The sequence below is a fragment of the Prevotella melaninogenica genome, from assembly GCF_003609775.1.
Classification (GTDB): domain Bacteria; phylum Bacteroidota; class Bacteroidia; order Bacteroidales; family Bacteroidaceae; genus Prevotella; species Prevotella melaninogenica_A.
In genome coordinates this window covers 358550-376997 of sequence record NZ_AP018050.1, presented here as the reverse complement: position 1 = coordinate 376997, position 18448 = coordinate 358550, and the positions used below count along the sequence as shown (strand labels likewise).

14 protein-coding genes, 1 tRNA gene and 2 pseudogenes are annotated in these 18448 nt (G+C 42.5%); 3 read left to right on the top strand and 14 right to left on the bottom strand.

Annotated features, from left to right (window positions below; translation table 11 throughout):
* The 9 genes and pseudogenes from PMEL_RS08370 to PMEL_RS08325 all read right to left on the bottom strand — a co-directional run bounded on the left by PMEL_RS08370 (position 1) and on the right by PMEL_RS08325 (position 7895).
* Positions 1 to 594, bottom strand: a complete 594-nt coding sequence (locus PMEL_RS08370; protein WP_120174901.1) for a hypothetical protein — start codon at positions 592 to 594, stop codon at positions 1 to 3.
* Positions 591 to 1640 (bottom strand): hypothetical protein, encoded by a 1050-nt coding sequence (locus tag PMEL_RS08365; RefSeq protein ID WP_120174900.1) that lies wholly within the window; start codon positions 1638 to 1640, stop codon positions 591 to 593. The genes PMEL_RS08370 and PMEL_RS08365 overlap by 4 nt, the downstream gene beginning before the upstream one ends.
* 78 nt (positions 1641 to 1718) lie before the next feature.
* Complete coding sequence (locus tag PMEL_RS08360) at positions 1719 to 2237, bottom strand: hypothetical protein (RefSeq protein ID WP_231999452.1); 519 nt, start codon at positions 2235 to 2237, stop codon at positions 1719 to 1721.
* A gap of 138 nt (positions 2238 to 2375) precedes the next feature.
* Complete coding sequence (locus PMEL_RS08355) at positions 2376 to 2984, bottom strand: hypothetical protein (RefSeq protein WP_120174898.1); 609 nt, start codon at positions 2982 to 2984, stop codon at positions 2376 to 2378.
* Between the two features lie 21 nt (positions 2985 to 3005).
* Positions 3006 to 3782, bottom strand: a complete 777-nt coding sequence (locus tag PMEL_RS08350; protein ID WP_120174897.1) for a class I SAM-dependent methyltransferase — start codon at positions 3780 to 3782, stop codon at positions 3006 to 3008.
* Positions 3783 to 3849: 67 nt separating this feature from the next.
* Positions 3850 to 6087, bottom strand: a complete 2238-nt coding sequence (locus PMEL_RS08345; RefSeq protein WP_120174896.1) for a TonB-dependent receptor family protein — start codon at positions 6085 to 6087, stop codon at positions 3850 to 3852.
* 498 nt (positions 6088 to 6585) lie between these two features.
* Positions 6586 to 7320, bottom strand: a pseudogene (locus PMEL_RS12370) (DUF6377 domain-containing protein).
* Positions 7321 to 7363: 43 nt separating this feature from the next.
* Positions 7364 to 7513, bottom strand: a pseudogene (locus PMEL_RS08330) (site-specific integrase); the annotation flags it as partial.
* A 308-nt stretch (positions 7514 to 7821) separates the two neighbouring features.
* Positions 7822 to 7895: transfer RNA gene (locus PMEL_RS08325), tRNA-Ile, on the bottom strand.
* Positions 7896 to 8146: 251 nt separating this feature from the next.
* On the opposite strand from PMEL_RS08325, the gene PMEL_RS08320 reads away from it, so the two are divergent.
* On the top strand, positions 8147 to 9118 hold the full coding sequence (locus PMEL_RS08320; protein WP_120174893.1) for a bifunctional riboflavin kinase/FAD synthetase: 972 nt from the start codon (positions 8147 to 8149) through the stop codon (positions 9116 to 9118).
* An 11-nt stretch (positions 9119 to 9129) separates the two neighbouring features.
* Positions 9130 to 9957 (top strand): CPBP family intramembrane glutamic endopeptidase, encoded by an 828-nt coding sequence (locus PMEL_RS08315; protein ID WP_120174892.1) that lies wholly within the window; start codon positions 9130 to 9132, stop codon positions 9955 to 9957.
* A 277-nt stretch (positions 9958 to 10234) separates the two neighbouring features.
* Here PMEL_RS08315 and PMEL_RS08310 read toward each other — a convergent pair whose 3' ends face one another.
* From PMEL_RS08310 to PMEL_RS08300, 3 genes are all read right to left on the bottom strand, one after another.
* Entirely contained in the window at positions 10235 to 10564 is a 330-nt protein-coding gene (locus PMEL_RS08310; protein ID WP_120174891.1) for a heavy-metal-associated domain-containing protein, read from the bottom strand.
* A gap of 95 nt (positions 10565 to 10659) precedes the next feature.
* Positions 10660 to 12708, bottom strand: a complete 2049-nt coding sequence (locus tag PMEL_RS08305; protein ID WP_120174890.1) for a TonB-dependent receptor plug domain-containing protein — start codon at positions 12706 to 12708, stop codon at positions 10660 to 10662.
* A 157-nt stretch (positions 12709 to 12865) separates the two neighbouring features.
* Entirely contained in the window at positions 12866 to 13246 is a 381-nt protein-coding gene (locus PMEL_RS08300) for a hypothetical protein (protein WP_231999451.1), read from the bottom strand.
* Between the two features lie 61 nt (positions 13247 to 13307).
* Between PMEL_RS08300 and PMEL_RS08295 the strand changes: the two genes are divergently transcribed.
* Positions 13308 to 15038 (top strand): GH25 family lysozyme, encoded by a 1731-nt coding sequence (locus PMEL_RS08295; RefSeq protein ID WP_120174889.1) that lies wholly within the window; start codon positions 13308 to 13310, stop codon positions 15036 to 15038.
* Between the two features lie 755 nt (positions 15039 to 15793).
* Here the strand turns inward: PMEL_RS08295 and PMEL_RS08290 are convergent.
* On the bottom strand, positions 15794 to 17404 hold the full coding sequence (locus PMEL_RS08290; protein ID WP_120174888.1) for a beta-N-acetylhexosaminidase: 1611 nt from the start codon (positions 17402 to 17404) through the stop codon (positions 15794 to 15796).
* A gap of 187 nt (positions 17405 to 17591) precedes the next feature.
* Entirely contained in the window at positions 17592 to 18407 is an 816-nt protein-coding gene (locus PMEL_RS08285; RefSeq protein ID WP_120174887.1) for a hypothetical protein, read from the bottom strand.
* Positions 18408 to 18448: the final 41 nt, after the last annotated feature.

Here is an 18448-nt window from a genome sequence, read left to right as displayed (position 1 = left end):
TTAATTTATCAGCGTGAGTTCGGTCTTAAACGGAAGAAATTCATAGGTTCTCCCCCCTCGTTTTATCTTCTCTCCCACATTGAAAGTGGCATTATCAGAGGCAAACTGAAGGCGAACCAAGGTCAGAAGATATTGCTTTTTCGAGGTCTCTACCACTTTCTTATTGGGTAGAACCACCTCTTTTCCATCGGTCATTGACAGCTTAAACGTCAACGAAAGTTGGTCGTTGCCCATCTGAACGAATTGTTCGGGCACATTCTTAAATGTGAGTTCATTCTCCGAAGCCTTGTATTCATAAAGCAATCCACGCAAGGGAAAATTGCGAAAACTATTTTTTCCGCCTTCAATGATAGGCAAAGTGAACTGAGGTTTAGAGAAGTTTGCCACCTCATTATTGAGGTCAAACCACAAATAAGACTTGTTTTCATTGATAATAAAGATGCGAGAGAGCAGCCGATCATTGTCTGCATTGAGCGCAATGGATTTGCTATGCTTAAACTCATCGTTACTATCAAACTCACGATTGATGCAACTTGCAAAAACCGTTAGCATGAAAACACACAACGATAGCATTGATTTTACTGCGTGATTCATAGCGAATTACTCGATAAAGTGAATGACTTGAAAGCCGCATCATAACTATATTCCATTTCATTGTCATTCTTTGTGGTGATAAACTGATTGACCATGGTGTACAGCCCCACACGATTCATCGTGAGTATCAATTCATTTCCCTCAACCTTATAATCGTATTCATAGTACCAAGCATGTGCAACATTGCCCCGACCTGTATTGAAATCGGCGTTGTCTATCATCGGAACATAGAAGAATAGCTTATGATTGTATGCATAGCATTCTATCTTTTTATCTCCCATTAACGCTGGAGTCCAGTCGCCGGCTGCATCAAAACTCTCTGAACCTTCCATGATAACAGGGGCTAAGAAGAAACGTTTTGCCGTGATGGTATTGTCGTTATTGAAATGAAAATCAAAGCTAAAGTCTTTCAATTTCTTGAAAATATCCGAATAAAGGTCGGCAGAATTGAACTGATAGGGGTCGAAATCTATCTTCCATTTCCATTGTTTTCCCAACAACTCGTTAGGAATTGGCCCTAAACTTCTTTCTTTCTTGGTCAATGTTTCATTGATTAGACGTTCTATATCGGCCACTTTCGTTTCCAAATATTCATACTTTTTGCCCTTCCTTGCACGATAAGGCAGCTCCTGAAGCACGCTCTTGCAGTTGAGCAACACCCTGTTTTTCTGAATAAATCCGTCGAAGATTGTGCCCTTGTTAAGCTCAGTTTCCAACGTGTTTTGTATTCTTCTTAACCGAATAGTCATTTCAATCATCGACTTATCGACACGAATATCTTGGTCGGTCAGCAGGTTTTTATCGTTTGAAACCAAATCATTGAGTTCAAATTCTCTTAGCTTTTTCTCCGTCTCATCAGGGTTTTCAAAACCTTCATAGAAGAGTTTGTCGAAGCGATCAGCCAATTCTTGTTTAGCCACCAATCCTCTTTCTTTTTCATCTAACTCTGCTTTTGTGCAGCTTACTGCAACAAAACACAAGGCAACAAGCATAGTATTCGTTGCAATAGATGTTTTTTTTAGTTGTCTTTTTATATTAAAATTCATGTTATTAATAAAGTAAATCTGAATAAGTTGTTAAGTTAAAACACTGTTATTCTGCACTTTTCGCCTTTCAATACCTATTTACTTGCGAACGGCTTCGATAACAATTGTAACAGGAAGGATGTTTGGTGACACCTTTAAGTCAAGCTTTCCGTCTTTGAAAACACCACTTGCTTGCGCTCTATCTGTATCGAATCCTTTTAGATTAGGAGGCAAAACGCCCTCTGGAATCTTATTAGGATCGACCTCATTTGCGCCGTATGGCTCTGCTTTAAATGTGCCTTTTACTGATTGAAGCTGAACACTTCCATCTTTTTGACGCTTTACATCCATCACAAAGTCACCCGAAACGGCAAAGGGCATGCGTGCTGTTGCACTCAATTTTCCATCTGAATCGAACATAGGAGCATTGAACTTTTCGAAATGAAAGCGGACTTGTTGATTGTTATTAAGGGCTTCTAAAACAACGATATGAGGTCCTTGAGCCATCTGTTTGGTGCCCATTGTGGGGGTTATTGTGGCTTGATAGGTTCCAGTAACAACGCCAACGGTAGACGAACCGGCTGTTTCTTCATTGTTATTACTACACGATGCAGCCATAAAAGCCATGAAAAGGAGTAATAAAACGCTACTTTTTAATTGTTGAATTGTCTTTAAATACATATTGTTTATCTTTAAGTTATGGTTTATTTTTGGGGTTATTGAATGCTAATTGTAATGTTATTTGTCTTCAAGTCATTACTTAGTGCCTTGCCATTGCATCTTCATTGCAACGGGTAACATAAGATCTATGAGGGCAGAAACTTCGTTTTTAGAACGCAAGAAATATCCTTCTAGCTCAGCATCATCGCTCTCTGGCAATTCAAGTCCAATCTGTTTGCCTTCGTCCGACGTACGAACTATGCCGTCACGACCTTGCAATCGAATGGTATCTCCTACTCCTTCAGATAATAATACGTCCATTTCTACACTCACATAAAGCGGCATAAAGTTGGTATGAAACTTATTTATGCTGAGGTGTAACGATCCATTTGCATTAGTGGTGCAATGCACTTGATGTTTACCTGCAGTGAAATAAAGAAGCGGTTTGATGCGTTCGGCATCATAATAAATCATAGATAACTTCGAAGAGTAATGTCCTTCGATGGCTTTTGCTAACGCTTGAGTGCCTAAATCGTCATCAACATACTCTTTTTTGTTTGGCAATAGCTCTTTATAACGTGCGTAATCGTCTGATAGAAACGATTCTTTTTCACACGATATCAATAGCAACACCAAGCCAATAAAAATGCTTTTTGCTACTAACTGCCATGAGGTTATTGCCTTAAAAACGTTATTCTTTATCATTATAATGCCTGTTTTGTGGTTCTATCGCTTACGTGCTACAATGCAAATAGCATTGATGTGGTTGCCATGTTTACGGAAAATGCGTCGCATTTCTAATACTCTTTTACGAGCATGGCTATTCTTTAACATTCTAAATACAATGCGAATGAAATTCCAAAAGCCTTCATCTGCAATCATACGAGCCTGCTCTAACAAGTGCATTGGTCTGCTTTCGACATACGAAATGTCGAAACCATTGTCCTCTAAGATGTCCTTCCACTCTACAAGAGTTAAGGGACGAACATTGGTTTTGATTCCTTTTGCAAGATCACTCTCTATCTCTTTGCGCACTTCTTGTGATGTATTGTCGGGATATATACCTATTTCATGAATGCCATAAAGCCCTCCTGGACGCAATAAACGTGCTGCTTCGGCTATAATAGCTTGCTTTTGTGGTTTACTTTGCATTGTTAACATGGCTTCTCCATACACCTTTGAGGCGCTATTTGCAGGTAAACCTGTTTCTGAAGCGTTTCCTATTACGATCTGCATTTTATCGTTTTGCACGTTATTTTCAACTCGTTTGGCTGCTTCTGCATTAAGTTCTACTGCCACATAGCTATGAGGTTGATGAGAAAGAGCAAGCTTTGCGGTGTAACCTAAGCCCGGAGCGAACTCTATTACATCATCATTTGAAGTGATGTTCATTGCTTTTAGCATTTCGTGAGTTAACTCTTGGCCACCTGGTCGCAACACTTTCTTACCTAATTTTGCTAGTACCCAGTGACCTTGTTCCATGTTCATGCGTTTCTCTACCATTGTTTTTTCGTTTTAGTTTCGATTATTGTTGCTTGTTTTTATTGATTAGTTGCTATGAAATTGCCCTCTACCAACGCCACGTTAAGCCTGCAAATACACTTCGAGGTTGCCCTGGAATGAAGAAAGTTAGTTGCTTTGCGGTGAAGTTTGGGAATGGTATTGCGGGGTTATGTATCTCATCACTGATGACATAACTTGATGAATAGCGTTTATTTGCGATATTTTTCATCTCGACATAGATATGCCATTTTGAGTTGAACTGATAGCCCAAACGGGCGTTCCACACATGATAAGCAGGCTGAAACATGGTGTTTGTGTGGTCGATTGGAGTGTTTCCTGGTTTCAGTTCTAATGATATAGAACCATTAAAACCACAAGAATGTTGATAATCGAGCGAGCTATTGATGTAATGTTGTGGAACTCCTGCTAGATACTTTCCATCATATTTGCCACCTTTAAAGATGAAACGACTATAATTATACACTGCTCCTAAGGTGAAACTACCGATATTATGCCCTAAAACATGGGGCTTACTTGCCACCTGAAGCCCTACTTCTAAGCCCTGATGAAGGGTCTTTGGGTAGTTTTCTGTACGCTTTAAGCCTCGCACATAGTCTTTTATTTCGAGTATTTCGTTGGTTACCCACGAATTATAAAAAGCCACATTCCAAGACAATTGCGTTAAACGTCCCTTGCTACCAACCTCAAATGTGGTGGCTGTTTGTTTCTTTAAAGCGATAGAAAAGAGTTTCTTTGGACTGGTATTGATATTCGATGTCACCTCTGTTCCTACCAATTCGTCGAACGTTGGAGGCTCATAACTATTACTAATATTGGCAAATAGCTGGATATCTTTTTGTTGAATAGGATTGTAAACCACACCTATTCGAGGATTAAAGGCAGTGAATTGCTGATTTAGTGTACTGTTTTCTGAATAGAAATAGCGATATTTTCTCGACATATGGCTGTACCATGGGCGAAGAGTTGGATCACTAAACACGTCTTTACTATTGCGAATATTATGCACTCCATGCACATCTAACACCACATGTAGCTGTTTATTCAAGGCATAATCGGCTTCAATAAAGGCGGTAAAGTTGGCAGAATGTAACTTATCCCATGCAAACATAAACGACTCTTTACCATCTTTGTTGATGTAATGGCGTCGATTCATCCAACCTAAAGAGGCTAAAGCGCCTGCCGAAAGCTGTAGTTTTGAGGTGGAATAGTTATAATAAAGGGTTGCACCAAGATCGTTATTAAAAGAATGAGGTATTGAGATGGTGATGGGAAAGGCAAACCTATCGTCGGCATATTGATAGTAGACCGATGCTAAAAGATTGCTTTTTGCATTGAGAACAATACCTGTTTGATTGGAAATTCGAAACATATCGACATTGCGATGAGGCTTATCTCTCAAGATATTAGGACCCATTGAGAAGGGAAGGTCAACGCCTACGCTCACTTGTTTGGGGTTGGTTAAAAGCTGATCGAGGGTTAATGGACCTGGCATTTGAAAGTAAAGATGTGTGAAATGCATAAAGGTTCGGTTCTCGATAGTGTGCTTTTGGTTTTTCCACCCTACGTTAATAGAAGCGGTTAGACGATTGTTTTCGTTATAAATACGGTATCCTTTTTGAGCATTATAGGTAGAAGCAACAAACATATCCCATGCACCCATACGCTTTCCTGTGGTGAATGTTAAGCCTATTGTGCCGTAAGAGCCTCCTTCGAGCTTTACACTTGTGGTGCTATCTGTTTGCGCTGTTCTACTAACAAAGTTCAATGCGCCACCCAATGTGCCTGCTCCAAACCGCAAAGCATTCGCTCCTTTAAATACTTCTACATAGCGAGCGGTCATCGCATCCATTATACCTACCACATAAGAGCCATCTGAAAAGTTCACAGGAATACCATCTTGAAGCAGATAAACACCTCGTCTTTGAGGATTACTCTGTATTCCTGAGCCCCTAATATTTAAGCGGGGCTGATCGTTTGAGCCAAAGAATTCTTGTATCATAACGCCTGGTTGCATCTTTAAGGCATCTTTTATCGTGGCTATTCGCTGATTATCTGGGCGTATTTCTACAAGAGATGTGCTGCCTGCAATGCGCCTTTGATAGGCTAAAGCCTGCATCATATCGGGTGAAGTAAGACTGAATTTGGGCTTAACCGACACTTCTTCCAATAATATAACGGTGTCGTTTAAATTGCTTTTTTGTTGAGCATGCACTGCAACAAAAGAACAGATAAGACTTAAAAAGGCAAATATTGCTTTATGTAAGTTCAAGAGATAATTCTTCATTTATAGTATTTGAGAGAATGAACGCCTTGATATTCATTTCGAATGCAAAATTAAAAAAATGAAAAAGATATTGAGGTAACAAATGCGACCGATAAAAACAAATACCCAATAGTTGTGAGATACGCAAAGAGATTATACGAAACTGCATCTATGTTATTTTGCTTTCGAGATACGTTCTAAATGAAACTAAAAAATAAAAGCATTGCTTTTACATTGCAATAGTTATGCTTTTAGGGTGCAATTGCATTGCTTTTGGAGGGCAAAAGCAATGTAATTGTTTTGCTATGCCCAATCTATTGCAATGGAACGGCTACGACTTGAAGAGAAAAAGGGGAAAGAAAGATAGATGAGGACGGTGCTTTTACCTACTTAAAGTTCTAAAAATAGGCCACACACTCTACCCTTTTGCACACCAACAGGCAAGCAAAAAGGGATAAGATAGTGGCAAGGAGGAAAGCTATTCCAAGGAATTGAAACGGCAAAAGCTTGGAATGAGAACTAAATCTCCATGATTTTCTGTTCAAACAAATCGTTTTCTATCCACAACTTGTTCTTCACTCGGGTTTTATAAGTGTTGATGGTGTGAACCGAATAGTTTAAGAATTTAGCAATTCTTTTGCTGTCTTGTATGCCTAAACGAATGAGAGCGAAGATGCGCATCTCTGTTGTTAGATGCTCATTCAGCATCGAACGACGTTGAGTTGTGGGCTCAAAGAGTTGCTCATAGCTGTCTATAAAGTGCGAAAAGAGCTTTAAAAAGGTTTCATCGAAGTCTGAATACATACTCTTTCGCTCGCTTTCGAGCACCGATTCGTTTACACTTTGACGCAAAGAGTCGAATTGTCTACTTATAATCTTGCGCTCAATGCCTTTATAAAGCTTTTTGAGTTTCGAAATATACTCTGCATTTAGATAGAAAGAGCACCCTATATACTCGTCTTTTATCTTGTTTGCCTCGTTCAACTTCATATTCGATTGCACCAAGCTGTTATTCTATTCTTCGATAATTTCTTGCGCTTTGTGCAGCTTTTTCATTTGCTTTTTAATCACCCAAACGCCATATATCAAGCCAAGAAGAAGGCAAATGACTACGAAAGCGGCAATAGCCATGCTGTTTCGCTGCTGTTGTAGCATGGTTAAGTGTTCTTGTTCGATGATGGGAAGAATGTTTCCAATTTCTATTTTGCGCTGACGTGTATCGTAAAAGTTGGCATCTTCGAGCGAGAGTTGCACATAATCAATGGCTTTATTAATCTCTCCTCGAGTGTAAAAAAAGCCTCCCTAAGACCCTAAGAGCGGTGTTTTTAGTGAATCCAAGATTTGCCTTTTCGCCACCGAGATATATTCGGAGCATTACAGGTGATTTTCCTTCTTTGTTCTCATAGTTGGAACGTAGGTAGTAGGATACTTTAAAAGTCGTTTTCATAACGCATCATTTTAGTGTAGCTTTTTGGCTACAAAGCTCGACATAAGTTCTTGAAAATGAAAGTTTTGCATGCCGTCAATTTAATAGTCATTTTCCATTCATTGCTACATTTTTTGAGACTCTGCTTTTGTGTAGCAATTTCTGTAGCAGAAAATGACCGAATGATGACTATCAAAAGGTATAGTTTGGCAGTCAAACGGATATGGATAAAAACAAAAAATCGCTGTAAAACCTTGATTTTACAGCGATTATCCTTGTTTTGAAGGCTAAAATGACGTATTGTTTGACATCCTTTTGAAACCTATTTGTGGACCAGCCTGGGCTTGAACCAGGGACCTCCAGATTATGAGTCTGTTGCTCTAACCAACTGAGCTACAAGTCCTGAATTTTATAAATTCGGGTGCAAAGATAATGAAATAAATTGGGAAAAGAGAAAGGATAGTAAGGAAATTTAATGTTTTAACACATTTTGTTTGCACGAGCGTGGGTTTGTGGGTGATTTGGAGTACCTTTGCAAGAAAGTAAACACTACCTTGTTGTGAGGTGACATATCTTTGCAGGGAAGTAAATACCGCTTTGCAGAGAAATGAAAATACCTTTGCAAGAAAGTAAACGAACTATAAGACAAGAGGATTGAATACAATATATATCAAGCAGGGAGATACGCATGAACTGGTGGAACAGGTTGCAACTATCGGGTTCTTTGATGGGGTGCATCGTGGACATCAGTTCTTGATTAGTCGTGTCATTGATGAGGCTGAACGGTCGGGGATGGCGTCGGCAGTCATTACCTTCGACCGACATCCACGTCAGGTGCTGCAGGCTGACTATCAGCCACAACTGTTGTCAACACTTGATGAGAAACTGCTGTTGCTTTCTAAGACACGTATTGACAATAGTTTCGTGTTGAATTTTGATGCTTCGCTGGCTGCGCTCTCAGCCCATGACTTCATGCAAGAGGTGTTGTGTAAGCAGTTGAACGTAAAGAAACTCATCATTGGTTATGATAACCGCTTCGGACACAACCGCTCTGAGACTTTTGAAGACTATGTTCAGTATGGCAAGGAGATGGGTATTGAGGTCATTCGTGCCGATGCCTTCCTGCCAAATGACGAGAAGGTGAGTTCGTCGATTATCAGGAATTATCTGCGTGAGGGCAAGATAGAGGCAGCCAATCGACTTTTGGGCTATGACTATACGATTGAGAGTCGGATTGTCAACGGCTATCAGAATGGGCGCAAGATGGGTTTCCCAACAGCCAATCTCGATGTGAACAGCTGTCAGCAGCTGCTCCCTGCATCTGGCGTCTATGCCGTTTTGGTTCGCTTGAAGGACTCTGTTGGATGGAAGCGAGGGATGATGAACATTGGGCATCGGCCTACTTTCAATGGCACAACCACCTCCATGGAGGTGAATCTTTTTAATTTCACAGGCAATCTCTATGGGCAGGAACTCCTTGTAAGCTTCATTAGTAAGATAAGAGACGAGCATAAGTTCGATTCTTTAGAAGCCTTAGCGCAACAGCTGAAGCAAGACAAGGACAATATCAACCGCTTGTTTGATGAGGCTTATAACATACAAGAGAATATTATTAATACACCCTAAGATTTGCAGAAATGAACAGTAAAAACGCTTTGAGCGCAACGCTCTATGTCATCTTATTTGTTTCACTTTTCATCTTGATACAAAGTCTTTCTTTCGAGGGAGGTAAGCAGCTTGTAAGTCTACTTGGAGGGGTAGGGGCTGCTGATGGTGACTATCTGACGAAAAATGGTGAGATTCTTGCAATAACAGCAGTCATCAGTAGTCTTGCAACCTTTATCCTCTTCATCAGTACAAAGTGGGCACCCGTATCTGGCAACTATTTGAAGACGCGTCCTTGGGGAGTACTCACGTGGTCAGCCCTCATAGCTTTAGGTTCGATACTCCCTATGGAATTCCTTGCCGAGAAGATTAACCTAACGATGCCAGAGGGAACAGAAGAGATGTTTAAAAGTATCATGAAGGTGTCTTGGGGTTATGTCGCCTTGGGAATCATGGTGCCAATAGCCGAAGAGATAGTCTTCCGTGGAGCTATTCAACGTGTACTACAAAACGCATTAGGCGAGCGAAATCGATGGATAGCCATTGTCGTTTCAGCCCTCATCTTCGGTATTATCCATTTCAATTTAGCACAAGGTTTACACGCCTTTTTGGTAGGTCTGCTATTGGGTTGGCTCTATTCGAAAACGGGTAGTATTCTGCCGGGCTTCGTATTTCATTGGGTGAATAATACGGTGGCTTATCTTATGTTCAACCTCATGCCACAGATGAACGACGGAAAACTCATCGACTTCTTCCACGGCAACGACCGCATGATGTACGGAGGTCTGTTCTTCTCGCTCTGCATCTTTGTTCCTGCACTGTTCCAGTTGTGGGTAAGGATGTCAAAGGGGAAGAAATAAGCAGCTTCCCTATAAAGACGTTTAATAGTATAAACGCATAGGAAAAGGGAGGCTAATACCTATCCTCTCACCTCTCAACACTCTCTTACAGGCGTGCTAAGGCTTAACACCAAATGTGCGGACGCTTAGCACCAAACGTGCGGAACCTCCGTATCAATCTATGATACCATTTCTTTATTTTGTAAAGGATATGGGTTAAAGAAGAATCGACCATCACATAGGCTACAGAGAGCCATGTAATGGTCGATTACTTACTTATAGACTTTACAGTTAGCGATTACATATTCTCGCACTCCTCGTTCTCATGAACAGGGATTTTTGCCTCCTTTGTAGTCTTTTCTGCCTTATAACCAAACTTCTCAAAAGCCTTCTGAAGCTTTTCTTCATTGGTCTTTTGGGCATCGTAGGTTACATATACCTTCTGTTCTTCAACACTTGTCTTAATCTCCTTCACACCCTTTTCAAAGCGAAGGTTACCCTTGATAGTGTTCTCACAGTTAGCACAGTGCATCTGTGGAGTAGTGGTGAAGATAACTGTTTTGATGTCTTTGGCTGTTGCAATCATGGCTACCATGAGCATCAGCATTGTGAAAATAGCTTTTTTCATAATTGTTGTTTGTTTGTGGGAGACGTCCGAAAGCGTGTTTCAAGACGTCTCTCTGTGTTGTCGTTTATGTTATTCTGTTGTGAATGAATCAATGTTTACTGTCGTTTACCGAGGTTCAGACGGATACCAACGTATGCCATTGCGCCCTCAATAGGACCATAGGTCATTGTTGGTTCGAAGCCGTTAGCCCACGGATTTTGATAGCCGATGATAGGGTTCTTCTGCTTGTAATTGGTAAGGTTTTCCCCACCAATGTAAAGAGAGAAGTGGCGGAAGTAGCGTGTCACCTGCCCGCTAAGCTGTCCGTAAGCCTTATAGCTGCCCGACCATGAGCGTTCGCCCGATGGCAGTGCATAGCTTTCAGGCATTCTGCCGCCTCCGTTCAAGGCTGCAGTAGCATCAAACTGCCAGAGTCCTAAAGGCGTTTTATAGCTGAGTGTTAAGAGTCCTTTGTAACGACTCTGCAATGGTTTCCATCTCAGCTGACCACCGTAAGTAGCCTTCACGAGGTTGTATCGGTAGGCTGCCGTCAGTTCAAAGCCCTTGAAAAGAGGGTAGGAAGCATCGATTTGGAAGGTGTGCGAGAAGCTTTTACCATTGAGATTAGTGATATGCAGCTCCTCTGGGTTGCTATCATAGTCAATCAACATCTGTGAAAGGAAGTGCGTGTAATAGTAATCAGTATTGATTTTCAGTAGCTTACTTCCTATTGGAATGTTGAAGTTAAGACTCGCACCATAGTTCCATGCAGCCTCTTGATCGAGCTTGTCGATGATGAATCGACGGCCCGAAGCCATTAGGTAGTTGTTCTCAGCTAATGCGTGCGGACTGCGATAGCCCTTACCTGCCGAGAGGCGGAGGGTCAGGAAGTCAGCTGGCACCCATTTCAAGTGGAAGCGAGGAGTGAAGAAGGTGCCATAGACGTTGCTATGGTCGATGCGCAATCCTGCCATAGCGATGAATCGACTATGCAGATTATAGGTGTACTGAACGTATGCGCCCGGTGTCGTCTCACTCTCAATGCCACGCGTGAGCGGGTAGATATTACCGTAATCAGAAGGTACAGCCGTTGCTGGGAGTGTCAGACTCTGATGCAAATAATCGTGGTTGAGGCTCAAACCAGCAGAGAGATTGTGCTTATCGGTGAAGTTTGTCTCAAACATAAGTGATGCATAAGCATTCTTCTCGTTGACATCATACTGCTTAATACCATATTGCGCCTGCTGCTTGTGCATAGATACATTACCCATCAAAGCGATGTTTGTGGCGTGTTCCTTATTGAGAACAAAGGCATGTTTCATATAAGCCTCGTAGCGGTCGGTGCCGATATCAATGCGATAAGGATTCGTTGCAGCAGCATGAGGAGTCTGACCACTCACGCGGTCTTCCTTCAACAGCGACAAACCAGCATGTAAGATATAATCGCCCTGCTTCCAAAACCAACGGTTCTGCAGGTTGTATTGTCTCACCTTTGGGGCATCTTGGAAGCCGTCGCTATTGCCATCATGGTGTCGCCAGTTGTTCTCAAAGTGAGCAAGAATTTCCGTACTGAGGTTCTTGTTGCCATTGATATGAATGTTACCATCCGCATTTGCCTCGAATTTACCCATCGTACTGCCATAGAGGTTGACACTCATTCCTGTTGGATCTTCAGGTTTAACGTATTCTACATTAATCTGACCTGTCATCGCTTCGTAGCCATTCTTGACGGATGTATTACCCTTACTCACCTGCATACTCTTCATCCAACTGCCTGGAACATAGCCTAAACCGTAAGGGAGGGCAGCACCACGAAAGTTAGGAAGGTTCTCGGTCAGCATCTGAACATACGTACCACTAAGACCAAGGAGTTTGATTTGTTTGGCTCCCGTTGTCGCATCTGAGTAGTTTACATCTACCGAAGCATTGTTGACAAAGCTCTCACCAAGGTTACAGCAAGCAGCCTTGAAGAGTTCGTCACGTAGGATGTCTTTGCCGTTGATGGCTCCAGCCAACGAGCGCACAGAGGCTCTTCGTGTTGTAACGGTCACGTTATCCAATGTCTGATCTTTCATGGTTGCGGTCGTGTCGACAGCAGTTTCCTGTGCGGTAGCAGGTAGGACAGACAGCAAGGTCAGTCCTGCTAAATATATGATTTTATTCATTTTGTTTGATTTTCAGTTGTTATTTAAAATTTATAAAGCCTGTGTGGTATCAGAATGGGAAACATACTGATACGCTTTTTTACCCGAACACACTTGTGTAACAGGTACGATAAACCTTCTGTAGCCCATAACATGAGGAACAGAAAACAACAAAAAATCAAATGATAAGTGTCGTAAGTAATTGGAGGTATTGGCGTGGCGGACTATGCCAGAGCAACGACAACATCCTCTCTGGAGCCTTTGTCAGAACGGGCAAAGGCAATAATTGACAATTGCTTATGAATTGTGGGAGCAGCGAAAGCTGTATAGGCTGAATGTGATAAAAGTCATTGTGCGCCATGTCTGTGGGCGACAAGCTTTTTACCTCAATCTTCATGCAATCCTTAACATCGTTATCATTGCAATGACCTTTATCTTCCATCTTAGCAACAGACACATTGCCAGTATGTGCGCACACCACTGTCATGATGCCCGAACCAATCCATACTATCATCGTTGACAATAGAAGGGATAGTAATATGTCTGTCGTTTTTCTCATAAACTTGGCTGCAAAGTTAGATAATTATTTGTAACTTTGCAAATATTTTAAATTTATTTTAATGTTCAACTACCGCCCTTCAAGGCGAACCCTGTATGTAGGAGGAGGCATTTTGCTTGTCCTTCTACTCATATATATTGTCTTTCGTTGTCTACCCCCTTCGCAAGAGGAGGTAGATAAGAGTGCTGTGACCATTCGTCAGGAGGCGTATTACACCTTAGAGGCTGATGGTAAGCCCTTTGCATACTTTGCCGATTATACCGACTCAGCCTTTGTGGGTGGCTCCGTCAATAAGGATTCAATTCATACACGCAGTATCACGCAGCGCGGTTATTGGGTGAATCGATTGCCCGTTGTGCCTTCTTGTCATGGACGTATTCTCATTCGGTGGGATTATAAACCGTCTACAATCGTCAATCTAAGGGGTAAAGGCGTGCAAAACGTTGTTCGTCAGACGATTGCTCAGATGGATTCGGAGTTGGATGGACTGCAAACGAAGCGCAACGAGATGGGCTATTATCTTCGTGTACACAGTGTTCAGGATTACGGATATAATAAGATTGCGGAGTATCATACCGAGGTGGTGCATCAGATGGATTCGCTTCGTCGGATGATAAAGGTGTTGGATTCGCTTTCAACTTCTTCTGCTCAGCTGCGTATCCGACAGCAGAATCGCTATGCTATTCAGCCCTCTTCTAAGAAGGGAAAGCCTACTTATTGCAACCGCTTGGAGATAGATAAAGAGAATAATTGCGTACTCCTGCAAACCGAAAGCAAAAGAACTCCTATTCGTTTGATTACTCGTTTGCAAAAGGGTGGGGCGATAGACGCACTGAACGCATATTATAAAACCCACGTGGCAACTATCGGCAGCCTTGCAAAGGGTATTCGTATTGCTGGTGGACGATATGAGGGTGAGAGCCAGAAGGGCATTCCGAATGGTTATGGTAAGCTCTATGGCGACGATGGTAGTTTCTATGACGGACATTGGAAGGACGGCAAACGCGACGGATTTGGTATCTATGTCGCACCACACGAGTATCTTCAAGTGGGCGAATGGAAGGCGGATGTATTCAAAGGTGAACGCCTTACCTACACCGCTGACCGCATCTATGGCATCGACCTCTCACGTCATCAGCATGAGCAGAACAATAAGGTCTATAACATCTATTGGGATAAACTGCGCATCACCGACCTCGGTACGCTGAGTACGAAGACTATAAAGGGTAAGGTGGACTATCCCGTTTCCTTCGCATACGTGAAGTCTACGGAGGGTTGTACGGTGCTGAATGCTTATTATGAAGCTGATTATAAGGCGGCACGTGCGCATGGTATTCGAACAGGTACCTATCATTTCTTTTCGACTACATCAGCAGGAGCAGCGCAGGCGGAGTATTTCCTTAAATGTAGTAAGTTTAATAAGGGCGACCTACCCCCAGTATTAGACGTTGAGCCAACCGATGCACAGATTGTTGCGATGGGTGGAGCAGAGGTGATGTTCCGCAATATTCGTGCGTGGATGAGCCGTGTGCAGAAGCAAACGGGTAAGCGTCCAATCCTTTATATCAGTCAGATGTTTGCCAATACCTACATGCCTTTGGCACCCGATTTGGGCGATAACTACCACGTGTGGATAGCCCGTTATGGCGAATATAAGCCCAACTTCAAATTGGCTTACTGGCAGTTGAGTCCTGATGGCAAGGTGCGTGGCATCCGTGGCGATGTCGATATCAACGTCTTCAATGGCTATCGCAATCAGTATGAGGACTTCCTTAAACGCCATTGCTTCTAAGGGGAGGGGTTTGGAAAGTAAGAAACCCAAATTTGATGAGTAGTTGTTGGTTGTCGTGCGTACTAATCAATTAAGGGTAAAGAGTAAGTTTTCTCTTATCAATATTGCTCCGTTTTGTAAAGAAACTTCATATCTTGAAAATAAAAAGGGCGTTAATTGGCTTTCAATTAACGCCCTTTTGGCTTGCAAAAGATGCCCTTTAAGCCTCTTACTAACGCCCTTTTGAAGTCCAAGTAAGCACCTTTTGAAACGCACTCTCACAACTGTTTGATAACGAGTTACTTACAGCGATGCTAAAATTGCTTGTTTTTTAGTCCTTTTCTCTGCTTTTTTTTGAATAAATTGTAATAATATTTCAAAGAAAGAGGTTCAAAATTTCAATCTTAAAGTTGCGGTGCATTCTCTCACAGAACTCACAGATAAACAGAAAGAACAGAGCCTTTTTTGCTTGCTGAAACGCTCAGAGACCTAAAGGTCATAGATTGCACAGAATTTTAGTAGACGAGTTAACAAGTTACTTGTATAGTAGACAAAGTAACATAAAAACATGATTTTGTAGAGGAGTTAACAAGTTGACAAGGTGTTTGTAGCAATAAACCACAGTTTACGATAGTAACCATAATTATGGCATACTGATGAGAAATTGCGAATTGTGAATGACGAAAAACAGCTGATAAGTTGTGGGGAGAGTCCTCACGCCTTATCAGCTGAATATATTTAAAGCCTGTATTAGACCGTGCTAATACGCTTTGATGTTACTTCTTCTCCTTGTAGAGGTCCTGGCAAGTCTTCCAACCGAAGTGCTTGTAGAGCTCGTTAAGGCGTGTCTCACGCTCCTTGAAAGAAGCGAAGTCCTTCTTGTCGTTCTCTGTCCAACCAGTCTCTGCCATTGCAGCAACACGTGGGAGGAGCTGGAAGAAAGCGAGGTCGCGACCGATAACATACTCTGTCCAGAGGTTTGCCTGTACACCCTTAACGTGCTTCTTTAACTCTGGTGCAGCGTCGTCTGGCACTGGGTTGTAGCCGTAAGTGGTCTCAACTGGGAGGAAACCACCGATGAGGATCATCGTGTTATCCTTTCTCTGATAGTAGTCGAGATAGTAGTAGTTTACTGGAGTCATGATTGCATCCAAGCCACGCTTAGCTGCCTCGATACCACCATTCACACCACGCCAGCTCATGACAGTTGTACCCTTATCTACATCACCCTCAAGAATCTCGTCCCAACCGATGATGTTACGACCCTTTTCTGCCAAGTGCTTAGCTGCCTGATTCATGAAGTGAGCCTGCAACTGAGCCTCTGCTGGAAAGCCGTTAGAGCCCTTCAAACCGAGACGTTTGATTTCAGCCTGACAGCGTGGACAGGTCTTCCAACGAGCACGTGGAGCCTCGTCGCCACCAAGGTGGATATACTTAGATGGGAAGATGTCAATAATCTCGTCGAGAACATTGTTTACGAACTCGTAGGTCTTAGGGTTACCTGCACAGAGGATGTCTGGGAATACGCCCCAAGTCTCAGCTACTTTATAAGGACCACCAGTACAACCGAGCTCTGGATAAGCAGCCAATGCGCCGAGCATGTGGCCCGGCATATCAATCTCAGGGATAACGGTGATGTAACGATCAGCTGCATACTTCACAACTTCACGCATCTCATCCTTTGTATAGTAACCACCGTATGGAGTCTCATCATAGAGGTCTGTCATACGACCGATAACTGTCTGCGCACGCTTTGAACCAACCTCTGTAAGCTTAGGATAGCGGTCGATCTGTGCACGCCAGCCCTGATCCTCAGTGAGGTGCCAGTGGAAGGTGTTGACATTGTGAAGTGCCAACATATCAATAAACTCCTTAATGAAGCTCATCTTGAAGTAGTGACGAGCGCAATCGAGCATCGTACCACGATAGCCGAAGCGTGGATAGTCTACGATGCGAGTTGCTGGGAAGGTTACATTCTCAGCCTTCTCCAATGGCAATGACTTGCGAAGAGTCTGTACACCATAGAATACACCACGTGGAGTCTTGCCCTCAACTGTAATATTCTTACCCTTTACGGTGATAACATAGCCCTCCTCATTCTCAACCTTTGCATTGAGTTTCAAGGTGATGGTATTGCCCTTCTTGTTCATACCATTGAGCACAATACCCGTTTTCTCTTGGATATACTGCTTCAAGAACTCACCATTACGGAGCATAGCCTCGTCATTGCTTGCTACGTTGACAACAGTGTTAGCATCCAAAACGAATGCTGCACCCTTCTCAGCAGTAATGCTCTGTGGGAGCGGAACTACTTGATAGTTCGCATCTGTGGCATGAAGCGAGATGCTCGCAATCATCAATGCCACTGAAAGTAAGATTTTCTTCATTCTGATTAATATGAATATTTTGTATTTAGGTTTTAATAACGGATTTCAAGTATCCAAAGGCAAAGATACGAAAAAAAAGTGATTAAACACTTAATGGAGGGAAAAAGTGTAGAAAAACTACTTATCATTGAATAAAGAATAATGCCTTACCCACGTGGGGCAAGGCATTATCTATATTTTAGTAGGCTTACTCTTCAATCTCAGAGAGACTTTTGACAAAGTTGCTAAAGAAGTTGCTCGTTGTCTCAATGGGTGCATATCTAACGTAGCGTATGCTTCGACGGAGGTTGCGACGAAGTACGGTTCCATTGTTTTGTACGAATCCTGTAGAGGTTTGTTTGAAGTGCCATTCGTGAGCAGTGTCCTTAGCTAAGTCTGAAATACTGCGTAATGTGAGGCGATAGGCATTTGGGTCACTCTTGCTAACGAAGGGGATTTCGTCTTCTTCAAAGCCAAAGACGGAGATGAGGACGTTGCCTTGTAGCTCAGCCATAGCACGCAGTTGCAGTGTGTTGAGCCAGTTCTCCAACTTTACGAAGTCAACTTTGTGTCCACGAGTTCTTAGGTATTCGCCCATCGTGATGATTCCTCCTAAGTTCATGCCACGTGTAAACATGGTTTCAGAGTTGTTGACAATCAACTTCAATAGGTCAAGTGCCTCAATCGAAGTGTCAATACTGTGCAGTTCGTTGTAAATGAGATTCTTTAGTCTTCGGTTCAGTAACGCATTGCTAAGTTTAACCGTCTTGGGTATTCTTGCAGTTAATGTCTTGCGTTCTTCCTGCTTTGCTTTGATGTCTGTGATGATACTCTCTGGCAGGTTAAGTCCTTCATCCATCGAGTGTCTTGCGATACCATTGATGAAGATGGGCATCACCTGTTGTGCGTCAACCATCTGTATGAGTCTTCGCCACTTGAAAGGCGACATCGGTTCAAGGTTCGACTGTGTGCCGAATGCGCCCGAACATAGGATACGGAAGAAGTTGCGCTGAATGATGTCCATTCCAGATGATTCTATTGGTTGCATGGTGTTGGGTGTTAGGT

Excerpts from the sequence above, each read along its gene's own strand:
- PMEL_RS08370 (WP_120174901.1), bottom strand. The coding sequence starts at position 594 with ATGAATCACGCAGTAAAATCAATGCTATCGTTGTGTGTTTTCATGCTA.
- PMEL_RS08365 (WP_120174900.1), bottom strand. The coding sequence starts at position 1,640 with ATGAATTTTAATATAAAAAGACAACTAAAAAAAACATCTATTGCAACG.
- PMEL_RS08360 (WP_231999452.1), bottom strand. The coding sequence starts at position 2,237 with ATGGCTGCATCGTGTAGTAATAACAATGAAGAAACAGCCGGTTCGTCT.
- PMEL_RS08355 (WP_120174898.1), bottom strand. The coding sequence starts at position 2,984 with ATGATAAAGAATAACGTTTTTAAGGCAATAACCTCATGGCAGTTAGTA.
- PMEL_RS08350 (WP_120174897.1), bottom strand. The coding sequence starts at position 3,782 with ATGGTAGAGAAACGCATGAACATGGAACAAGGTCACTGGGTACTAGCA.
- PMEL_RS08345 (WP_120174896.1), bottom strand. The coding sequence starts at position 6,087 with ATGAAGAATTATCTCTTGAACTTACATAAAGCAATATTTGCCTTTTTA.
- PMEL_RS08315 (WP_120174892.1), top strand. The coding sequence starts at position 9,130 with ATGAACAGTAAAAACGCTTTGAGCGCAACGCTCTATGTCATCTTATTT.
- PMEL_RS08310 (WP_120174891.1), bottom strand. The coding sequence starts at position 10,564 with ATGAAAAAAGCTATTTTCACAATGCTGATGCTCATGGTAGCCATGATT.
- PMEL_RS08305 (WP_120174890.1), bottom strand. The coding sequence starts at position 12,708 with ATGAATAAAATCATATATTTAGCAGGACTGACCTTGCTGTCTGTCCTA.
- PMEL_RS08300 (WP_231999451.1), bottom strand. The coding sequence starts at position 13,246 with ATGAGAAAAACGACAGACATATTACTATCCCTTCTATTGTCAACGATG.
- PMEL_RS08295 (WP_120174889.1), top strand. The coding sequence starts at position 13,308 with ATGTTCAACTACCGCCCTTCAAGGCGAACCCTGTATGTAGGAGGAGGC.
- PMEL_RS08290 (WP_120174888.1), bottom strand. The coding sequence starts at position 17,404 with ATGAAGAAAATCTTACTTTCAGTGGCATTGATGATTGCGAGCATCTCG.
- PMEL_RS08285 (WP_120174887.1), bottom strand. The coding sequence starts at position 18,407 with ATGGACATCATTCAGCGCAACTTCTTCCGTATCCTATGTTCGGGCGCA.